Source organism: Roseibium sp. RP-7 (assembly GCF_053005225.1).
The window spans coordinates 300,486-319,433 of record NZ_JBRKQA010000004.1; the positions used below are offsets into that span (position 1 = coordinate 300,486).

Genomic DNA, 18,948 nt, shown 5'->3' on the forward strand with positions numbered 1-18,948 from the left:
GACGGCTCGCGAGCACACACCCCAAGGCAGGGCGAACATCGCAAAACCCCGCCTGAACAGACCCTACTTCAGGACCTTGTCGATGCTGGTCTGCGCGGCAGCGAGAGCATCTTCAGGCGTTGCCTGACCGGTCAGTGTCGACTGGATTGCGGTCTGGATCGCCTTGCTGATGCGCGGCCACTGCGGATGAGGTCCGCGGTTGCGGGCATATTTCATCGATTCTTCGAAGACCGCATAGATTTCCGGATACTTGGGATCCTTCACCTCGACCTTGGAAGCCGGCAGGTAGCCGAATTCATTCCAGACGCGGTCCATGTTGTCATAGAGAAACTCCAGGAACAGGAAGGCTTCATCCGGATTGTCGGTGCTGGCCAGAATGACGTTGTCTCCCTCCCCCAGCGCCGAGGCACGGTCCGCTCCCTCGTCCGGAGCGGGCAGGAGCGCAGCCCTGAAATCGAACTTGGCTTCCGAGCTCATTCGGGGCAGCTCCCAGGGTCCCGAGATCGACATTGCGGCGGTCCCGGCATTGAAAGTACCGGTGCTGTCCCACTGACCGCGAATGAGCGTGTCCGGCGAGGCCAGTCCTTCGTCGAGGATTTTCTTCCAGAGTGAAAGCGCTCGTACCGCCCCGTCCGTGTCGACGTTGTCGTAATCCCCACCGGTCATCTGCAGCCAGGGCAGAAACTGGAAAGTGCCCTCTTCGGTCGCAACCGCAGAAAAAGCGAGGCCGTAGATATTCTCTTCCGGCTTGGTCAGCGCCTTGGCGGCTTCGTAAAGCTCGTCCCAGGTGCGTGGCGGGTTGTCAGGGTCGAGCCCGGCCGCACGGTACATGTCGGCATTGTAGTAGAGAGCGATCGTGTTCGCCCCACGCGGAATGCCATAGATGCCACCCTCGTAGCTGACCGATGACAGCGGTCCCGGGAAGATGTCGTCGGCATTCACGATATCGGACTGCTCGATATAGGGTTTCAGGTCGAGCAACAGTCCGCGAGAAGCAAACAGCGCCACTTCCGGATTGTCGATGTACGTGATGTCGGGAGCATCGCCCGTCGCCACGCCGCGTGCGAGGTCATTGACCATGTCCTCGAACTGTACGGTCCGCACGTTGATCTTGATGTCGGGATGCTTGGCCATGAACTCGTCGGCCATGACGTAGTGATATTCGCCCGGGTCGTCGATGGTCCACAGATCCAGCTCGACCGGATCGGCAACGGCGGTTGAAGCCAGCGCGATCAGCCCGGATGTTGCCAATGCTATTGATTTCAAGTCCATGTTGGGTCTCCTCCCTGTATGCGACATGAATGACGGACGGCGTTGCCCTAGGTCAGTGAGGGATCGCCGCCTTCGTATTTGCCGGTTCCCGGTATGAAGGCACCGCCCCGGCTAGTTTTCAGATAGTTGAGCGCATGCACCTGGCCGGTCATTTCGAGCTCGTCGCGATAGACCGGGTCGTGCCAGCCCTCGATGTCGATGGAGCCTGTATACCCTGCAAGACGCAGCTCGCTGATGATGTCTGTCCAGTTGCTATCGCCAAAACCCGGCGTGCGCATGAAGACGAACGGATGTTTTCCGAAAATGCCGTGTTCCCGGATGACATCATGGCGGACCGTGGCGTCCTTGCCGTGCACGTGAAAGATCTTGTCGGCCCACTTGCGGATCTGCGGCAACGGATCGATCAGATAGACAAGCTGGTGGCAAGGCTCCCATTCCAGGCCGAGATTGTCGTCCGTCGTTTCGTTGAACATCAGTTCCCAGGCATCCGGATTATGGGCGATGTTCCAATCACCGGTCTGCCAGTTCCCGTCCATGGCGCAATTTTCAAAAGCGATCCTGACACCCTTGTCGGCGGCGCGCTTTGCAAGCTCGGACCAGACTTCTTTGTATTTGGGCAGGCTGTCTTCCAGGGGCTTGCCACGGATCCTTCCTGTAAAGCCGGCGACGCAAGTGGCGCCGAAGTGATGGGCGTTATCGATACAGTCCTTCCATCCCTGCAGGGTGTCCCGGTCCAGCGGCTGATCTTCCAGCGGGTTCCCGAACATGCCCAGGGTCGAGATGGTGATGTCCCGGTCTCCGATCGCCTCGACACAGCGCTTGCCGAGCTCGGCCAGGTCCTGCCCGTTGGTCGTCTGCCAGAAGAACGGCTCGAAGCTTTCAAACCCGAGATCGGCGATTTCATCGATCCGCTTCGCAGCTTCTCCGCCCGTGGCGGCGATCATCGTTCCGATGCGAATGGATTTTGCAGGATTGCTCATGAATGAATTTCCTCGGGTCAGATATCTATCTCGACGAAGCGCTCTTCCTCGGCACTCCGGATTGCAGCAAATGTCATGGCGAGTGAGCGGATGTTGTCGGCGGAATCCGTGAGAGCGGCCCTGCCGGTCTCGCGCGCGTCCAGGAAATCGGCAATGACGCCTGCATGGCCGGTGGCCTCCAGCGATGCGGGCAATTCGGGCACCTCGACCTCTTCCAGCGGATACAGAAAGCCTTCAGCCGATTTCACGATTTCGGCTCGGAAGCCTTCGTTGCCGTCCCACAAAAGAGTTCCGCGCGATCCGATGATCCGCCAGGAGGCTTCCCAGTCCGTGCGTGCGCCTTCCGCACACCACGAGCCGCGATAGGTCATGGTTACATTGTCATGGCAGTCGAAGATGGCGGCGGCACTGGCTCCGTGGCGGTACCAGGAATGGGACGGATTGCTCTCGTGACAGAAGACCCGGCGTGGTTCCAGCCCGGCGACGAAACGGGCCGCGTCGAAAGTGTGGATTGCCATGTCGTGCAACAGCACATGATCCATCTCCTCCCGGAACCCGCCGAAATGCGGTGCGATGAAGAAGTCGCAATGGACCTCCGCGATCCGCCCAATGCCACCCTGGTCCAGAAACTGTTTTGCACGCCGGATGCCGGGCAGAAACCGGCGGTTCTGAATCACGGCATGCAACCTGCCCTGATCCCGTCGCACGTCGAGCAGCGCTTTTGCCTCATCCAGCGAGTTCGCCATCGGTTTTTCGGAAAGCACATCGCAGCCGGCAGCAAAGCCCTGGGTCACCACCTCGTTGCGGGCGGATGGCACGACGATATCGAACAGGAGGTCTGGCTTCAGCCTGGACAGCAGTTCCGTCAGATCGTTTCCGGCCTCTGCGTTGCCGAATCCGGAGGTCTGAGCACGTTTTTGCGCAAGGTCCGTGTCAAGGTCGACAAAGCCGACAATCTCGACCCGCTTGCCGGAAGAGTTGATGTCCTGAAGTGCACGTAGCCAGCCCTCGGACATGGCTCCGCACCCCACCATGACGGCGGTCTGCATGTGATTTCCTCCCATCGGGCGCGGTTGTGACCTTTCGTCTTTCCGGGCTCCGTAAACGTTTACGACGCTAGATTACGATGGAACTTTGTGTCAAGAAGTTTCGTAAACGTTTTCGGAAATCTTTTCAGGAGCCCCTGTCCTTGAACATAAAAGACCTCGCGCAACATCTTGGGATCTCTATCGGAACCGTTTCGCGAGCGCTGAACGACAAACCGGATGTAAACGCAAAGACCCGAGAGCGTGTGCTCAATGCCGCAGTTGAACTCGGCTACAGTGCGAACGCTTCGGGCCGTTCGCTGCGTCGTGGAACAACGCAGACAATCGCCTTCATGCTTGAAACCGGGCAGTCGGAACTCAGGAGCGGCGACAACTTCTTCATGCGCGTGATAGACGCCATGCAGGCCGAACTCGATGATCAGGGCTATGATCTCATCATCCTGCCTTGCCATTCCGCCAACGATCCGACGGAGTTTCTGAAACGCGTTATCGCGCGAGGCACGGCGGATGCCATTGTTGTAACCGCGACCATGAAGAACGATCCGCGGATCGAGTTCCTGCTCAAGTCACGGCTCCCGTTCCTGACACTCGGACGGTCACGCCTGGAAGACCAGCACCCCTGGATCGATCTCGATTTCGAAGGATATGTCGATCAGACAATCCGCAAGCTGGTGGCCCTCGGGCACAAACGCATTGCCATTACCGTGCCGCCGACCCGATCCAACATCGCCAGTGTGTTGCGCGAAGCCTATGAAACCGCAGTTGCCGAAACGGGGCTGGAATTCGATCCCGGCCTGATTTTCGAGTGTGAAGTCAGCGAGTCCGGCGGCAATCAGGTGACCCGCCAGATCCTGGAAATGCCCAACCGGGCGACCGCGCTGCTGCTGAACTACGAACTGATGGCATTTGGCGTTTACTCGGCCCTTCAGGAAGCCGGGCTGTCACCGGGCAAGGACCTGTCGGTTGCAACACTCCGCAGAAGCAAGCTCCTTCGCTTCCTCAACCCGCCGGTAACGGCATTCGAGATCGATCTGGAGCAGCTCGGGCGAACAATCGCGAGGGAAGTTCTGCAAGTGCTGCGCGACAACAGCCACAAGACCAGGATTGTCTGGCCTGCCACGATGGCCATAACCGAGAGTTTCGCGCCCCCACCTGGCCGGTAGTCCTACTCGTATCCGACCGGCTTGCCACTTGTTTTTCAGCGGACGCTGCCCTCCCCTCCCAAAGGCAGTCAGTCTCGATGACGCGTCACTACATCGGAAATCGCTGTACAGCTGCGTCAAACAGAGCGGACGAGCAGGTTGTTCCAAGGACATCGCCGACCGGTCGTGTCAGCCATTCCGGTTGAAGTGCACCTGACAGGAATGACGGCAGTTTCTTTTCGTGCTCGCTGAAAGCCTGTGAGCTCATCATGCTGGGATCGGCGTCCAGGCACAGGGTCAGGTTGCTTGCGTCATCCTCCCCTCGGAAAGTGAGATTGAAGCCGTCAGCGGGGCCACTGCCAAGAATGTGGCGGCGAGACCTGCAACCGGTGAAAGCCGGTGCATTGAAGGGCAGCACGTTGATTAGGGGAGAGAAGAAGTACCGGCCACCTTCTGTCAGCCCCTGGTCTTGTGAAATCTGCTCGATACGGTAGCGGCTGTATCGCCTTTGGCGTTTCAGCTCAGCGGCCGAGCCTTTCAGAAAATCTGCCAGGGTGTCGGTTCTGTTCACCTCCATCCGGAACGGCAGAATGTTGACCAGCAGCGCCGGCAAATGCGCCCCCACACTGCCCCACCTGCTCATGAATGGAAGCCAGAGTGTCAACGCATTCTCGGGCGGCATCTGCCGACCGGGCCGTTCGGGCAGAAGATAGAGACCGCAGAGCAGTGTCAGGAGATCCGGCCAGCCAATTTCAACCGCCGCAGCGGTTGCCTGCAGGTTTCGCGTGAACTCCGGAAATAGGGAAACCTGAGCGTGATAGCCGGCGCCACCATAGTCTTCATCTCCCCTCTCAAGAACTTCGATGTCGACGGCTCTTGCGAAATAGTCCGACCAGTACGCCTTGTCGTCGTTCCACTGCCGGCTCTCCTGATATCGAGCCTCTTCAGACAGGAAACTTGCCAGCGGATGGAATGGCAGACCGGCATCGCCCTGGCCGCGATAATGATTGTAAAGCTCGGCACAGCGCTGTTCGATCAACGCCAGGCCATAGCCATCGACGATGATATGGTGAGCGCGGATGTACCAGAGGTAGTTTCTCTCCCCGACGCGGTAAAGCGCATGCGCCGACAGTTTATCGTGCCGCAAATCCAGCTTTGCGGCCAGATCGGTTTCCATCCGCTTTCTGGCAACTTCCAGTGGCTCGGCTTCCTCGCGCAAGTCCACCCGTATAAGCGCGGGCAAAAACTCCGGATCACAAACCTGAACCGGCGCTCCACCATCCGGGCTCACCCGGAACCGTGCCGACAGGATCTCGGCCTCGCGGATGGTGCGTGTGATCGCCCTGGTCAACGCAAGCTCGTCAATGTCGCCTTCAAGCTCGATGTAATGCGCGACCGTCGACACGGGCTGGTCGGGATGAAAGGTGAATTCTTCCCAGAAGTCGAGCTGTGGCAGCGTCAGCGGCATCTCACCGGTTGGACCGATGTCCGGCATGAACGAAACTCCTTTTACGATTTCAAATGACGACGGAATTTTTCGCACGGTTGGAAAACGGAACGTCTTGAGGCCAATCAAGGCAGCTCTCGGGAAACGAGTTCCTCCACCTGGTTCGCGTTTCGGCACATAAGAAGTTGCTTTGGCGGCAAAGCGACGCCGAATTCGTCGGAGATGCGCTGAGCGATCGACTTGAGATGCGACGGTAACAGCCCCATCGACAGGAAGTCGGTAGCCCCATTTACGGCTGACGTTGATCCGCAGCCGACGACCTCCAGATAGATGTCGAGAAGCCGCCGGTTTGCCGAGGATGTTTTCCTTCGCGGCACCGGTCGTCTGGAAGGGAAATCTGCAAGCAATTGCCTCGCAGCCCTTCGATCCGGTTTTCCATTGGCAGACAGAGGAATGCTATCCACCTTTAAAAAGTACGCGGGAACGTGGGATTCCTGCAGGTGCTGTCTTGCAAAATTCCGAAGGTCCGCATCGGAAAGTCCGCTTCCTGGAACCGGTTCATAAAGGGCACCCAATTCGGTTTCCCCACGGCGTTCGTCTCCAAGATCCGTCAGTAGAACGCGGGCGACGTCAGGGTGTTTCACAAGTTCATTCTCGACGTCAGGCATGGAAATGCGGACGCCGCGCACCTTGACGTAGCCCTGAACGCGGCTGTCGAACAGGATCAGGCCGTCGCGCCTGTATCGCCCCCGATCTCCAGACCGGAATGCGCGAACCGGCTCTCCGTGCTCATCCCGGATCGTGACGAAGTCATGCTGCCGCAACTCGCCGTCTTCCAGATATCCGAGCGCCGTGTTCACACCCGAAGAATGGATACGGCCAACAACACCGACAGGGCAGTGCTCGCCTTTTTCGTTGAGCACGAAATACCGGTTTGCCGGCAGCGGGCGGCCATAAGGTATGTTGCCTGTATCTTCTGGACAGATCCTGTGCCAGATACTCCAGATCGTGGTTTCGGTCGGTCCGCCGATTGAACTCAGTCGGATAGCCGGGTTGCTGCGCCTTACATCAGCGATCACCGCCGGTTTGAGGTAGTCGCCGCCCTGGTTAATCAGGCGCAAGTTGGCAAGTTCCGGCTCTTGACGGCAGGAAAGCAGCATCTCGAAGATGGTCGGAACCGACGACCAGATTGTTACGTCGTGCGCGTCAATCAGTTGGTTCCACCGAACCGCATCCTTCTCCTCGCCCTCAGCGGGTTGAACCAGCGTTCCGCCAGCGGTCAGACACCCGAAGACCTCATAGACAGACATGTCGTGATGCAACGGACTGACTGAAATGAAGACGTCACCCGAAGTGATTTCCCACTCCGCATTGGTGCTGCCGATGACGTTGTCGGTCGATCGGTTGGACAGCACGACGCATTTCGGTTTCCCGGTCGTGCCTGAGGTATAAAGATAGTACGCGGCCTCCGGACTGGACGAGAGCTCCTGAAGCGGCGGCATGAAGTCAAATACGTCGCCGGACGGTTCTCCCTGCAGCAGCGTCTCGGCAGAAACGACGTCGTAGCCCTCAATCGGCTGCGTTCCGACGACAAGGTCTGGCTTGCAATTGTCGCAGAGAAATTTTCTGCGCTCTTCTGGGGCAGAAGCATCCACGGGAACCCAGATTACCCCACGGAGCGCACAGGCCAGCGTCACCATCGTCTGCTCAGGAGAACGCGGCAGCGCAAGAACCGCAACATTTCCCTTTTGAAGGTTTCGGGCCGCGAGAGACGCCAGCACCTTGTGCACGCCCCTGCCGAGCTCTGCATAGGAGACCCGACGGGCACCGCAGACGAGCGAGTCGTTTTCCGGCGGTGCTGAAAACATGTTGTCGGCAATGCGCCTCAGGAACCCGCAGGCGGCATAAGTCTCCTCCCGCATGTTGAACCGATAGTGGTCGAAATCCAGCACGTTTCGCGCTTCGACCTGAAGCTCTTCGCTTTCGCAGATGGCGGTCACGGCCTTGTCGATGGCTGCAAGAATATCGTCGACGACGGTGCGCTCGATAGCCTCGACAGCGTGATCGATATCGATCACCAGACCTCCGTCGGCCAACGCACCCAGGCGAATGTCCAATGCGACCTGCGGTGTCTGTGTCAGGCCGTCATGCAGGCGAACGTGCGCATCGGACGAGAGCACTGGCCAGGACAGCCCGTTCGTGAGGACAACCGGCAAGGCGACACCACTTGCACCACCTCCGAGGTCCATCAGGAACCGGCTGATTTCGACGCCGGCAAACGACAGGTGATCCAGCCCCTCCAGAACGTCGTCCTGCAAGGCCTTTGCCCTGGCAATAAAATCGTCTGTTCCCTGCCCGTCCCAAGCGACGGCAAAGAACGTCGACCCGTTTTGGTAGCCCCCTTCCGTTCGCGGGGCCGCCGGTACGCCGACATGAAGCCCCCCTTCGCTCAACCAGTGCGACAGAACTTCCAGGATCACGGCCGACAGCACCGTATTGCGAAAGAGGCCCGCCTTTGCCCCCATGCGCGTGAGCTTGCGGAATCGCGCTGCATCGATCGTCAAACCGGCGCGCGCATAGCGAGAGGTTCCAATGGTCTCCAGAGATTTCGCCCAGGGAAGCTTCGGCACGCCTTCGTAAGACCGGAGCTTGGCCCTCCAATAGTTTGCATCAGCCTCGTTCTGGCTCTTGATCGGCTGTATGGCAGAAGGAACAGGCAAGCTTGTCGCGGATTCGATCTGTCGATCCTCGAACAGTTCGACCATCAGCGCAGCTATGGAAAAACCGTCCAGGATCAGCGCATCGAACCGGAAGAAGATTGCACAGTCATCTCCGGTCTTGCCGGCCGTTTCGGGCAGCTGGAACGCGACGACCCGCCAGGGCGGTGCAGTCAGATCGAACAGCTCATGGGTAAACCCCTGCTTCAACTCGGCGATCTTTTGCTCAGCACTTTCCGGCGTCTGGTCGGACAGATCGATGCGGAGGAAATCGACCTGCGGCGTTGCCAGGACGTGTCTCGATTGGCGTTGGCCATCGACAACCGTCCGCAGGCTGTCATATCGCTCCGCCAGATGGAGCAGCCGGCGCTCCAGAAGAGCGAGGTTGAAGCGACCGCGATACTCGCGAAACTCCTGCATCGCGACGCCGCCGAGAGGCACATATTCGCTTCTGCCAAGGAGGTACGCGCGCTGCAGCGACGTCAGTTCGGATGTCATGATGCCTCCAGCGGATCTATTCGGCAGGTTGAGCTGCAAGCGAAATCCGGCTACTTGCGCCAACCGCCTGCAGAAAAGCTCGTGCGATGCTGTCCGACGCCTTGCCGGAGCGATCGTTGATCAGGGATGCCAGGGCGGCGGTTGTGCTCTCAGGCCCAATGTCCTCCGGTGCAATGGCTGCAGACGGAATGTAACGATTGAGAAAGGTGACGAAGTCCGCAAGATCGCCCTCGCCCAGTCCGAAATCCCGGATAGGGAGATGCATGTCAGAGTCACTGCCAGTCACTCTGCCCGGCGCCAGTCGGTTCAACAGTTCCAGAAGCATGTCTTCGGTGTATGTGGCCGGCCGTCTTGCAGAACCGCACGTCATGACGCTGCAAACTGCCTGTTCGCCAAGTGACCGCGGGTCGGCCGCAACTTTCCTCGCGAGCCGCTCATAGCTCTTGAACGCGGCATCGACCCAGGCTTCGGGCAGTGCGTCATATCGGATATCCCAGTTGACCAGGATACCGCCGTCCAGTTCCGCAACTTGAGCATCCAGGGCAACTTGCGGCCCTTGTGACACGGCCCAGTTCATCGATCCGAAATGCTGACGGACACGTTCGGAAAAGAGGCCTCCCCCCGGCAGACCGAGGCCGGAGGTAAACACGATGGGCGCAGACTGCAGGGACCGTTGATGGCGCGACAGATCACGCATCACGCTGACACCCGGATAGGCAGAATGGGCGAGCAGGTCCAGCATTCTGCCGGCCAGAGATTTGCAAACCTCTTCGTAGGTCTCCCCGGGCCGTAGATCGACCGCCAGAATGAGGGTGTTGGAAAAGTCTCCGACTAGCCGCTCGACTCCGGCGGTGTAAGGAGCACGCCAGAACATCGGCACGTTGAGACGAAAACGGCCGCTGCCGGTGGCCCCGCCCACAACGGCGGCGAACAACCCCAGCATCAACGCCGACACCGTCACGCGCAGCCGGCGCGCGGTCTCTTCCAGTGATCTGCGTTCAGCAGGCGACAGATAGGCGGCGAGCCTGCCGCTTTTGACCCGTTGGCCAGCGGCAACGACCGGCAGATCGGGAGCCGGCGGCATGTCATCCAGACGCTCTTGCCACCAGCGCTTGTCTTCCTGCTGACGCCTGTGCAAATCCGCATCATCGGCTTTGGCGTCCAGCCAGTCGAAAAAGCTGCTTTCCCCGGGCTCCACCGGCAATGAGGGCATTTCGTAGTACCGGGCAAGGTCCTCCATGAGGAGGCAGAAACTCGGCGGATCGATCGCCGCCATATCCGTGTCGACATGCAAACGGCTGGCACCATCGGGCAGCAGGCTAAGTCCGAATGCGGACGTCTCACCGCTGGCAAGGTCCAGCGATCGACTGGTCCAGCTTTCCCGCTTTTCCGCCAGTCGATGGGCGAGTGCTTGCGGCTTGAGACGGCTCAGGTCCTCGACCTCGAAAGACAGGCTTTCTTTTGGTTTTCCAATGACTTGCCGGCCATCCACCGCGATTTGCATGCGAAGCATGGCATGCGTCTCATAGAGTTTGCGAAGCGCGCCCTCCAGCCGGGCCGGATCGATGTTGCTGCCATCGAATTCCACATAAAGATGAGCTGATACATTTCCGAGGAAGCCCTTGGCTTCGCGCCCGGTCCAGTAAGCGGCCTGCATGGGTGTAAGATTTTTCATTGCGACTTTTGGTGTTGACAAAACATGAGTATCATACTCAAGTATTGAAGCAGGTCAACCATTCATATAGGAGATGCTCCATGGCAACCGGAGCGAGAGTGATGCGTCACGAAGACGTGGCCATCCAGCCTGATCCCAAGCGAAAATTTCTGTTCACTTCAGGCGGAAACGAACTGCATGCAGACGGAATTCGTGAGCGGATTGCCGTCCCGGCCCGGCCCGGAAAAACTTCGGGGGACCTGTTTCAAGCCACGGTTGGCGCAGCCCTGGAACGCGCCCGCAATGCTGGCCAGGAAAACCCGATTGTCGTTGGTGCCATTCCGTTCGATCTCGGTGAGGTGTCCTGCCTCTACGTGCCTGAACGCCATGAATGGCGCACCTGCAAGGAGCCGAACGGAGGCGCCGTCTCCAAACGCATCATGCCGGAGCTGCTCGCACAGCGGAGTTATCCGGATGAGGCCGGCTTCAAACGGGCCGTCCAACACGCCATCGTCAACTTCCAGCACAGTGATGTCCGCAAGGCCGTCCTTTCGGTCATACGGGAACTGCAATTTGCAGAGCCTGTCGATGTCGAGCGGCTCATGACAAGCCTGCGGGCTCAGAACACCGACGGCTATCAGTTCCAGGTGCCACTTCCGGATGGCAGCGAGTTGATCGGCGTCAGTCCGGAATTGCTCATTCGCAAGAACGGCCGCTCGTTCACGTCTAACCCGCTAGCGGGGTCAACCAGGCGCCTGCCCGAACTCGCCGCCGACAAGGACGCCGGCACTGAATTGCTTCGCTCCGAAAAGGATCGCTACGAGCACAGGCTGGTCGTCGAGGACATTCACCGATTGCTGCAACCCTATTGCTCACAGATCGATGTGCCGGATCAGCCGTCGCTTCTTGGCACAGCGGCTTTGTGGCATTTGTCCACCAGGATCGAGGGACAGCTGAACGACCCGTCGATGACCGTGTTGCAGCTAGCATGCCTCCTGCATCCGACGCCTGCTGTCTGCGGATATCCAACCGAGCTGGCTCACCGTCTCATCCGGTTTGTCGAACCGTTCGAGCGCGGGCTTTTCACCGGAATTGTCGGCTGGTGCGATGCCCAGGGGAACGGCGAATGGGCCATCACCATCCGCTGCGGCATCGTTGAGCGTGAAGTCGTGCGGCTTTTCGCAGGTGCCGGCATCGTTGAGGCCTCTCAACCGGACTGCGAATGGGCCGAAGTCCAAACCAAACTGGGCACCATGCTCAAGGCTTGCGGCCTCGCCGCCTGAGCCCCTGACCTTACAAAACAATCAGGTTTTCCAATGAACGTCGAATTTCAGCGCTGGCCAGAGGATCTGGCAGCGCATTACCGCACCTGTGCCTACTGGATCGATCAACCATTGACCCGAATTCTGGATCAACAAAGGCAAACGCGTCCCTCCGCGCCGGCGATCGTGTGCGGCGAACGAACCCTTTCCTATGACGTACTCGACCGGCTGTCCTCCAATCTGGCTGCAAGATTGGCGGCAAAAGGGTTGGGTCCCAGTGACACCGCACTGGTGCAGCTGCCAAACCTCGCCGAGTTCTACATCGCCTTTTTTGCGCTGCTGAAGGCCGGCATTGCACCGGTCAACGCGCTTTACAGCCATCGACGTCACGAGATGACGGCCTATGCCCGGCAGATCGAACCGAAACTTCTGATCGCCAGCCGCCAACATGAGCTGTTCCGGACGGAAGACTTCATCGGCAGCCTGCAGGAAATGCAGGACGGTGCTCTCACTGTTCTTCTTATGGACGAAGCAGATCCCGCCTCGAGCCTGTCACACTGGATCGAAAGTGCTCCGGACGGCGTTGCCCCCGATTACGGACCGACACCCCCAGGCGAAGTCGCCTTCTTCCAACTGTCCGGCGGCAGCACGGGTACACCGAAGCTGATCCCACGCACGCACAACGACTACGATTACAGCGTCAGGGCCAGCGCGGAAATTTGCGACCTGACACCCGAAACGCGGTTTCTTTGCGCGTTGCCGGCTGGGCACAACTTTCCGCTCAGTTCACCGGGTGCACTCGGAGTGTTCCATGCCGGTGGCTGCGTTGTGCTCGCCCCCAATCCGGAACCTCTTGCCTGTTTCGAGCTTATTCGCAAACACAAGGTGACGATGGCCGGTCTTGTGCCTTCCGCCGTCAATCTCTGGCTTCAGGCAGCGCCTGATCATCGCAATGCGCTGGAGAGCCTGGAACTCCTGCAGGTGGGCGGCGCACATTTTCCCGAGTCCCATGCGCGTCTGGTTCCTCAGATACTTGGCTGCAAGCTGCAACAGGTCTTCGGAATGGCGGAAGGACTGGTGAATTACACCCGTCTGGATGATCCGGATGAGCTTGTCTTCACGACCCAGGGACGCCCGATCAGCCCTGACGACGAAATCAAGATTGTCGGAGAAGACGGGCAACCTGTTACCGACGGCGAAACGGGCAGACTTGCGACGCGTGGTCCCTACACCTTCCGCGGTTACTTTCGAAGCCCGGAACACAATGCCGACGTCTTCGATGAGGACGGGTTCTACTATTCCGGAGACCTGGTGTGCCGCACCGGTGAAGGTTATCTGCGGGTGGTTGGACGGGTAAAGGACCAGATCAACCGGGGCGGCGAGAAGATAGCCGCGGAAGAGGTGGAAAGCCTGCTTCTGCTTCATCCTGATGTGCGTGAAGCGGCCCTTGTCGCCATCCAGGATCCGGCACTCGGCGAGAAAAGCTGCGCTGTCATTGTCTCGGACAACTCCTGCATCAAGCCGCTTGCTCTTCGCAGGCACCTGATGTCGCTCGGAGTTGCCGATTACAAGCTGCCTGACCGCTTCAGTTTTGCGGACGCCATTCCCCTCACAGCCTTCGGCAAACCCGACAAGAAGAAACTGCGCATGGATCTCGCGCAGAAATTCACTCCCGCTCTGACACAGTAGAGGTTCCCAATGACCATCCCGACAATTTCCGACTACCCGATGCCTAAGGACTTTCCAGCGAACAAGACCGGCTGGAAACCGGATACCGCGCGTGCTGTCTTCCTGATCCACGACATGCAGGACTATTTCCTCCGCTACTACAACGCCGACGGCGAACTGATGACGCGGTTGATCGCCAACCTGCAGCGTGTTCGCAACTGGGCCTACGCCAACAAAGTCCCGGTCATCTACACGGCTCAGCCTCATGACCAGCCGCTGGAAGACCGAGCACTCCTGAACGACATGTGGGGTCCCGGCCTGACCGTGGCCGACCCGGCCCTGCAGCAGGTGGTCAAGGGACTGGAGCCCGGCGAAAACGACGTGGTTCTGACGAAATGGCGCTACAGTGCATTTCAACGATCCGACCTCAAGGCCCGCATGGCATCCCTTGGCCGCGATCAACTGATCGTCGGTGGCATCTACGCACATATCGGCTGCCTGATGACTGTTGCGGATGCGTTCATGAACGACATTCAGGCCTTCATGATCGGCGATGCGGTTGCCGATTTTTCCGAGGCCGAACACAAGATGGCCCTGAAATATGTCGCCACCCGCTGCGGTGCGGTCACAGATACGGCAAGCCTCACAGGTGCAGCCCAGAAGTCTGAGCCGATGCGGGACTGGCTGCACAGCCGCGTGTTGGAGCTCATCGAAGACGACGCCGATCTCGATCCGGAAGAAAACCTGATTTTCTATGGCCTCGATTCCATTCAGGTCATGAAACTTGCCAGTGAACTGAAGGAACGCGGCATTGTGGTCGGCTTTGACGAACTGGCGCGTGTCCCGACCCTGAACGGCTGGTGGGCGCTCATTGAAAGCAAGCGCCTTGCAGCCTGACACAGCAGAGCGCTCCGACACGTCAACTCGGCAGTTCGCAGACAAGCGCGTGTTCGTAACCGGTGCCGCAAGCGGCATCGGTCGGCGCATCGCCGAAAGGTTTTGTGACGAGGGAGCCACGGTCCTTGGTCTCGACAGACAGGCAGGCGACAACACCCTGCCATTTCGCATTCTCACAGCGGACCTTGCCGATGCCCGTCAGGTTGAAAAGATCTCTAGCGGGCTCATGGCGGACCGATGGTACCCGGACATCCTGGTGAATGCCGCCGGTGTCCTGCGAACCGGGGCGGCGGAGGATCTGTCGCTAGAGGATTGGCAGGCCTGTATGAACGTCAACGTCAGCGGACCGTTTTACCTGCTGCGCCAATGGATACCGGTGTTCAAGGAACGGCAAAGCGGGGCGATCGTGAACATTGCCTCCAATGCGGCGCATGTGCCTCGCACGGGCATGACTGCCTATTGCGCGTCCAAGGCGGCGATGGCGAGCCTCAGCCATTGTATCGGGCTGGAACTCGCGCCCTTCGGCATCCGCTGCAACCTTGTCTCGCCGGGTTCGACCGATACACCGATGCTGCGCGAAATGGTGGGTGGAGGATCCGGCTACAGACAGCTGGTCGCGGGCCAACCGGATCGGTTCAAACTCGGCATTCCCCTGCAAAAGGTAGCCACGACGGACGATATTGCAGAGACGGTGCTGTTTCTTGCATCCGACAAAGCCGGGCACATCACGCTACAGGACATCGTGGTCGATGGAGGCGCGACCCTGGGCGCCTGACAGCCAGCGCCCCTCCCCTGCCCTCCATTGAGCCGGACCCTCCGGCAAATTTTCATTTACAAGGATTGCAAAATTGACAGCACCAGCTCCCACACCTTCCGAACAACCTGCCCCCGTTCCGCCCTTCAAGCTGATGGCACAGATCACGGCATATCGTACGTCTCAATGTATTCGTGCTCTTGTCGAGCTCGGGATACCCGCCCTCCTGGTCGAGCGGGCGAGATCGCTGGGAGAGCTTGCGGAAATCACTGGAACAAAGCCCCGTCTCCTGGAACGAGTGCTCAGGCACCTGGTCAATGAAGAAGTGATTTCCCTGGATTCCCAGGGGCATTACCTCCCCTCCCCTGTCACCCGCCACCTCGTGCCGGGGCATCCGCAGAGCCTTCGCAACTGGGTGGCCTGTGAACTCGACCCGTTGCTCTGGCGAAGCTGGGAAAACCTGCCCGAACAACTGCGAACCGGTACGACTGCCTTCGATCTGGCCCATGGCTCCGCGTTTTTCCATTGGCACGCACAGGATGAGGCCGCGCAAAAACGGTTCGACGACCAGATGAACGGGGCCTCAAAAGGCATTGGTGCTGTCGTCGTCGACAAACTGGCATTCGCACCGGGCACCAGGATCATGGATGTCGGCGGCGGCAACGGGTCGTTTCTGGCACAAATTCTGGTCAGGAACGCGGAAACCACGGGAACTCTGTTCGAGCTTCCGCGCGGTGTCGAAGACCACGATCCGCTGTTCGAGCAGATGCGGTCAAACGGCCGGGCAACTACTCAAAACGGATCCTTCTTCGAGCATGTACCAGGTGATGCCGATGTTTATCTGTTCAGCCGGGTCTTCCATGACTTTGACGACGAAGCTGCGATCACCATCCTGCAGAACACCAGCCAATCCCTGAGCGGAAAAGAGCGCCTTTACCTGATCGACATGATGACCAGCGACGCTGCTGCCGGCGCCCGCGGATCGTCCCAGGATATCTTCATGATGACGCAGCTCGGTGGCAGGGAGCGGACGGCGGACGAATTTACCGAACTGTTGGCGAAGGCAGGTTTTGAGACTTCTTCCATAACTCCGACGGCCAGCCCCGTCAGCATTCTGGAATTCAGGCTGGCAGGTTGATGCAGCCACTCCCCTCCCCTCTCGCTCGGAAAATCGGTTCACGTCAGATAGATATTTAAACGGCTAAGTTTCTTAAGAAATCAATGTGCTGCCGGCGGCTGAGGAACCCCGTGCCGCCGGCAGAATTGTGTCGTGAAGCCTGATTTAGAACGTTGCCTTTGCACCAATGCCGAACATGCGCGGTGCCGTCATGGTGGCGAAGGAAGCGACTCCCGGCCGGTTCTCGAGATAGGTTGGAACACGCTCGTCGAAGATATTGTTCACGTAGCCATAAAGCTGGAAATGATCGTGAACCTGGTAGGTCGCCCGTGCATTCGCGATTGTATAGGGATCGACCTGGAAAGCCGGCGTGTTGAGATCGTCCGAATAGTATCCGTCGAAATGCTCGACATTTGCCGAGAGGGTCAGGTTTTCCAGCACACTCCAGTCCACACCAAAGCCCAGCATATAGCCCGGAGCCTTGCCGAATTCATTGCCTTCGACCGACGGCAGCGTGTCGAATTCGGAGATCTCGCTCTGAAGCACACCGGCATTGGCATTCACACGCAGATTGTCCAGGACCTGGTAGTTCATCGCCACTTCAAGACCATAGGCGTGGGCCCGTTCCGCGTTCAACGTGAGGAGCTGCGTCACGCTGCTGCCAGGCAACACCGTTTGGAAGTAACGCTGGGAGTCGTGATAGTCGGTGTAGAACAGGTTTGCGGACACAAACAGTTTGTCGTCCAGAAGATTGGCACGGCCGAAAATTTCATAGTTCCAGGACGTCTCCGCCTTGAACGGCAGGGCTTCTCCATTCAGGAAGTCGAAGGCAACACCACCTGGATTGAAACCCCGATTGACAAGGCCGCCTACGGTAACGTCCGGCGTGATGTTGTAGGCGAGTGCAATCTTCGGCAGAAGCGCGTTGAAGGTCTCGTCGTAATCGAAATCCACGGGCCTGGGCGCAACCGTCGACGACAGGCCGGTGCGCTTGATCCGGTCGCTCTCGAACCTCAAGCCGCCTGTCAAGGTCCAGGCATCGCTGATCCGGTAATCGATCTCGGTGAATACACCCAGATTGGTCTTGGAATCCTCGAAATCCGGCGAACCGTTGAAAGGCAAGAGCAGGGTTTCGTCTGACTGTGTATGAGCTGCATAAAGCCCCGCAACACCACTGAAGGTGCTGTCTTGGGTTCCGAAGTTCACCAGGGTCTCGTTCGACCAGTTCTGCTGGTCGATGGTCGCATCGCCGTTGCCGACTGTTTCGACGCTCCGCTTCACTTCCAGATCGGTGTATTGGGTGACGTTGCTGACGACAATTCCGTTTTCGAACTCATAGGAAAGGTCGGCGATCCCGGTGTGTGAACGGGAATAGAAGCTCGGCACGTTTGCCTGGCTGTTTTCAAGCCGGTCGTAGGGCTGGACCGTCGCAGCTTCATATGTCGGCTGATTGTTCTGAGCGGTCGCATAGGTGAGCTTTGCCGTCAGACCCGGAATGGCGTCAGGCGTATAGAGCAACTTCGCCCGTCCATTGAAGGACATGATGTCGAGGTTGGTCTCGTCATCCGTGAAGCTTGAATTGATATAGTCGATGAACGTGTCACGGCCGTAGTAGTCCAGCGCGACACGGGCGGCGAGCTGGCTGCTCAGCGGTCCGCTCAGCATGCCCGACACACGGTGAGTGTTGTAGCTGCCGTATTCAGCCTGCAGCGCACCTTCCGGCGTGAACGTGGGATCCTTGGTCTTGACGATGATCGCACCGGCGATGCTGTTCGCACCTTGAGACGTTGTCTGTGGGCCCCGGAACACTTCGATCTGGTCCACATCCCAGATCGATGTCGCACCGAACACCGTTTCGAAATAGGTCTGGTAGTGTCCGTCAATGTTGATGGACGCCCGAGGAACGGTACCTGAATAAAACGCGACCGCGCCAGTGTTCGGCCCTTGCGTATCCTGCCCGCGGATAATCGGCGCAACGCCTGCCGTGCCGGGATAGTAGACGTTGGGAACGTCCTGAATGGCGCTCTGGACATTTTCCTCATCCGGCCGTGTTTCCAGATCCTCCCCCGTAATGATTTCAACCGAGCTGGCCGTCTCCTGAAGGCTGCGCGAAATCTTTTCGCCGCTCACGAGGATCGTATCGAGGACAGTTACGTCAGCAGCAGTTCCGGTTCCTGCATCTTGAGCCCATGCGATGCTGGTAACCATCTGTGAAACGGTGAGCACGGCGGTGCTGCCAAGCATCGTCGCAATACGAGTCGGTTTCATCTCTTGATCCTGATGAGTTTATGACTGCGCGAGCTGGAAAAGCCTTGCCCACGAGCAGTTGGGGAGAGACGACCCTGTCACCGGTTGCGGCTCATGCTTGCCCCAGCCGCCGGTGACCGGATCAACTGAATTTCACTATACAGAACTCATTACACATTTCAACATGAGTATAAAACTCATAAATAAATGTGGCGAACCGGCAACACCTTTAGTCAACAAACTGAAT

Annotated in this window: 13 protein-coding genes; 6 read left to right on the plus strand and 7 right to left on the minus strand. The window is 58.7% G+C overall.

Annotated elements, in window-relative coordinates; genetic code table 11:
* Positions 1-63 precede the first annotated feature (63 nt).
* From ACVDG9_RS27680 to ACVDG9_RS27690, 3 genes are read right to left on the minus strand one after another with little or no spacing between them, the layout of a single operon-like run.
* Positions 64-1,272 carry an ABC transporter substrate-binding protein gene (locus ACVDG9_RS27680; protein ID WP_075281840.1) on the minus strand — a complete coding sequence of 403 codons (1,209 nt, stop codon included), beginning with the start codon at positions 1,270-1,272 and terminating at the stop codon, positions 64-66.
* Positions 1,273-1,319: 47 nt separating this feature from the next.
* The gene (locus ACVDG9_RS27685) at positions 1,320-2,252 is read right to left on the minus strand and encodes a sugar phosphate isomerase/epimerase family protein (RefSeq protein ID WP_447239541.1); all 933 of its coding nucleotides are present in this window, start codon (positions 2,250-2,252) and stop codon (positions 1,320-1,322) included.
* Positions 2,253-2,269: 17 nt separating this feature from the next.
* A complete protein-coding gene (locus ACVDG9_RS27690; RefSeq protein ID WP_023001540.1) occupies positions 2,270-3,301 on the minus strand; it encodes a Gfo/Idh/MocA family protein in 1,032 nt (343 codons plus the stop codon).
* Positions 3,302-3,441: 140 nt separating this feature from the next.
* Here ACVDG9_RS27690 and ACVDG9_RS27695 point away from each other — a divergent pair, with 140 nt between their 5' ends.
* Positions 3,442-4,461 (plus strand): LacI family DNA-binding transcriptional regulator, encoded by a 1,020-nt coding sequence (locus ACVDG9_RS27695; RefSeq protein WP_075281880.1) that lies wholly within the window; start codon positions 3,442-3,444, stop codon positions 4,459-4,461.
* A gap of 88 nt (positions 4,462-4,549) precedes the next feature.
* On the opposite strand, the gene ACVDG9_RS27700 is transcribed toward ACVDG9_RS27695, so the two are convergent.
* The 3 genes from ACVDG9_RS27700 to ACVDG9_RS27710 all read right to left on the minus strand — a co-directional run bounded on the left by ACVDG9_RS27700 (position 4,550) and on the right by ACVDG9_RS27710 (position 10,777).
* Positions 4,550-5,935, minus strand: a complete 1,386-nt coding sequence (locus ACVDG9_RS27700; RefSeq protein WP_447239542.1) for a condensation domain-containing protein — start codon at positions 5,933-5,935, stop codon at positions 4,550-4,552.
* A 77-nt stretch (positions 5,936-6,012) separates the two neighbouring features.
* Positions 6,013-9,102: an AMP-binding protein gene (locus tag ACVDG9_RS27705; RefSeq protein ID WP_447239543.1), complete on the minus strand. Its 3,090-nt coding sequence runs from the start codon at positions 9,100-9,102 to the stop codon at positions 6,013-6,015.
* A 16-nt stretch (positions 9,103-9,118) separates the two neighbouring features.
* Entirely contained in the window at positions 9,119-10,777 is a 1,659-nt protein-coding gene (locus tag ACVDG9_RS27710) for a condensation domain-containing protein (RefSeq protein ID WP_447239544.1), read from the minus strand.
* A 101-nt stretch (positions 10,778-10,878) separates the two neighbouring features.
* On the opposite strand from ACVDG9_RS27710, the gene ACVDG9_RS27715 reads away from it, so the two are divergent.
* The 5 genes from ACVDG9_RS27715 to ACVDG9_RS27735 all read left to right on the plus strand — a co-directional run bounded on the left by ACVDG9_RS27715 (position 10,879) and on the right by ACVDG9_RS27735 (position 16,475).
* Entirely contained in the window at positions 10,879-12,039 is a 1,161-nt protein-coding gene (locus tag ACVDG9_RS27715; RefSeq protein WP_447239612.1) for an isochorismate synthase, read from the plus strand.
* A gap of 33 nt (positions 12,040-12,072) precedes the next feature.
* Positions 12,073-13,707 carry a (2,3-dihydroxybenzoyl)adenylate synthase gene (locus tag ACVDG9_RS27720; protein WP_447239545.1) on the plus strand — a complete coding sequence of 545 codons (1,635 nt, stop codon included), beginning with the start codon at positions 12,073-12,075 and terminating at the stop codon, positions 13,705-13,707.
* 9 nt (positions 13,708-13,716) lie between these two features.
* The gene (locus ACVDG9_RS27725) at positions 13,717-14,583 is read left to right on the plus strand and encodes an isochorismatase (protein WP_075281848.1); all 867 of its coding nucleotides are present in this window, start codon (positions 13,717-13,719) and stop codon (positions 14,581-14,583) included.
* Positions 14,573-15,358, plus strand: a complete 786-nt coding sequence (gene dhbA / locus ACVDG9_RS27730; protein ID WP_447239546.1) for a 2,3-dihydro-2,3-dihydroxybenzoate dehydrogenase — start codon at positions 14,573-14,575, stop codon at positions 15,356-15,358. Before ACVDG9_RS27725 ends, dhbA begins: the two co-directional genes overlap by 11 nt.
* Before the next feature lie 73 nt (positions 15,359-15,431).
* The gene (locus ACVDG9_RS27735; protein ID WP_447239547.1) at positions 15,432-16,475 is read left to right on the plus strand and encodes a methyltransferase; all 1,044 of its coding nucleotides are present in this window, start codon (positions 15,432-15,434) and stop codon (positions 16,473-16,475) included.
* A 144-nt stretch (positions 16,476-16,619) separates the two neighbouring features.
* Here the strand turns inward: ACVDG9_RS27735 and ACVDG9_RS27740 are convergent, their stop codons facing one another.
* Entirely contained in the window at positions 16,620-18,722 is a 2,103-nt protein-coding gene (locus tag ACVDG9_RS27740; protein ID WP_447239548.1) for a TonB-dependent receptor, read from the minus strand.
* Positions 18,723-18,948 lie beyond the last annotated feature (226 nt).

Bases quoted from the DNA above. Each gene is read 5' to 3' on its own strand.
- ACVDG9_RS27680 (WP_075281840.1), bottom strand. From the start codon at position 1,272: ATGGACTTGAAATCAATAGCATTGGCAACATCCGGGCTGATCGCGCTG.
- ACVDG9_RS27685 (WP_447239541.1), bottom strand. From the start codon at position 2,252: ATGAGCAATCCTGCAAAATCCATTCGCATCGGAACGATGATCGCCGCC.
- ACVDG9_RS27690 (WP_023001540.1), bottom strand. From the start codon at position 3,301: ATGCAGACCGCCGTCATGGTGGGGTGCGGAGCCATGTCCGAGGGCTGG.
- ACVDG9_RS27700 (WP_447239542.1), bottom strand. From the start codon at position 5,935: ATGCCGGACATCGGTCCAACCGGTGAGATGCCGCTGACGCTGCCACAG.
- ACVDG9_RS27705 (WP_447239543.1), bottom strand. From the start codon at position 9,102: ATGACATCCGAACTGACGTCGCTGCAGCGCGCGTACCTCCTTGGCAGA.
- ACVDG9_RS27710 (WP_447239544.1), bottom strand. From the start codon at position 10,777: ATGAAAAATCTTACACCCATGCAGGCCGCTTACTGGACCGGGCGCGAA.
- ACVDG9_RS27715 (WP_447239612.1), top strand. From the start codon at position 10,879: ATGCGTCACGAAGACGTGGCCATCCAGCCTGATCCCAAGCGAAAATTT.
- ACVDG9_RS27720 (WP_447239545.1), top strand. From the start codon at position 12,073: ATGAACGTCGAATTTCAGCGCTGGCCAGAGGATCTGGCAGCGCATTAC.
- ACVDG9_RS27725 (WP_075281848.1), top strand. From the start codon at position 13,717: ATGACCATCCCGACAATTTCCGACTACCCGATGCCTAAGGACTTTCCA.
- ACVDG9_RS27740 (WP_447239548.1), bottom strand. From the start codon at position 18,722: ATGAAACCGACTCGTATTGCGACGATGCTTGGCAGCACCGCCGTGCTC.